This window comes from Amniculibacterium aquaticum (assembly GCF_003852705.1).
In the GTDB taxonomy this organism is placed as follows: Bacteria; Bacteroidota; Bacteroidia; order Flavobacteriales; family Weeksellaceae; genus Amniculibacterium; species Amniculibacterium aquaticum.
Genome location: NZ_REFA01000071.1, coordinates 1 through 1,160, shown reverse-complemented (window position 1 = coordinate 1,160; position 1,160 = coordinate 1). Strand labels below are relative to the sequence as shown.

Below are 1,160 nucleotides of genomic sequence, written 5' to 3'. Positions count from 1 at the left end.
AAATCACAGATCACAAGATGAAAAAATCCTATTATCTCTTCAATCCCGGCCGCATGAGCCGCAAAGACAATACCCTAAAATTTGTTCCAGTGGATGAAAACAGAACCGAAGGACAACCTAAATACATTCCTGTAGAAGGTGTATCCGATTTGTTTTGCTTCGGAGCTTTGGATGCCAATTCGGCTTTGTACAATTTCTTAGGGAAACAACAAATAGCCGTTCATTTTTTCGATTATTACGAGCATTATACCGGGAGCTTCTTGCCCAAAGAATATTTATTGGCAGGCAAAATGCAAATTGAACAGACCAAGCAATATTTAACCAAGAAAAAAAGATTGGTCATTGCTCAAAAATTTATCGAAGGGGCTGCCTTCAATATCCTGAAAAACCTAAAATATTATCAATCTCGTGGGAAAGAACTTTCAGCTTATATCGATACTATTGAATCCTTTAGTTCTAACTTACTTCAAACTCAAGAAATTGACGAACTGATGGGCATAGAAGGCAATATCCGTCAAGTTTATTACGAAGCTTTTGATGTAATACTGAACGACTTTGCCATGAATGGCAGAAGCAAACAACCTCCGAAAAATGAAGTCAATGCACTTGTTTCATTTGCCAATATGATGTGCTATGCCTTATGTTTAGGACAAATCTATCATACCCAACTCAACCCTACCATCAGCTATTTGCACGAACCCGGCTATCGTAGATTCTCATTAGCTTTGGATTTAGCCGAAATTTTTAAACCTATTTTGGTGGATAGAGTCATTTTCAGAGTCTTAAATAAAAAAGAAATTCAAGCCAAAGATTTCGATATCAACACCAATAGTGTGATGCTAAAAGATGCTGCCCGCAAGACTTTTGTTCGTGCTTTTGAAGAACGCCTGAATGAAACCATCAAACATCGATCTTTGGGTAGAAGTGTGAGTTATAAGCATTTGGTAAAATTAGAGTGTTACAAACTGACCAAGCATATCCTGAATATCGAAGAATACAAACCTTTTAAAGCGTGGTGGTAGGTTATCGGGTGATGGAGTGATCAGTGATCGAGTGAAGGGTGATTGAGTGATGGGTGATCGAGTGATATGTTTAACATAAATAAAAGAGTGATGAAACAAGAAGAATTTAATGAGTTATTTCGAGAAAGAACTAAAAAA

Annotated in this window: 1 protein-coding gene; it reads left to right on the top strand. The window is 37.0% G+C overall.

The genetic code is table 11. The features are described from left to right. The coding region (cas1b, locus tag EIY84_RS11755; RefSeq protein WP_241154793.1) for a type I-B CRISPR-associated endonuclease Cas1b at positions 1-1,022 on the top strand (1,022 nt) is incomplete at its 5' end. Between the last annotated feature and the right edge of the window lie 138 nt (positions 1,023-1,160).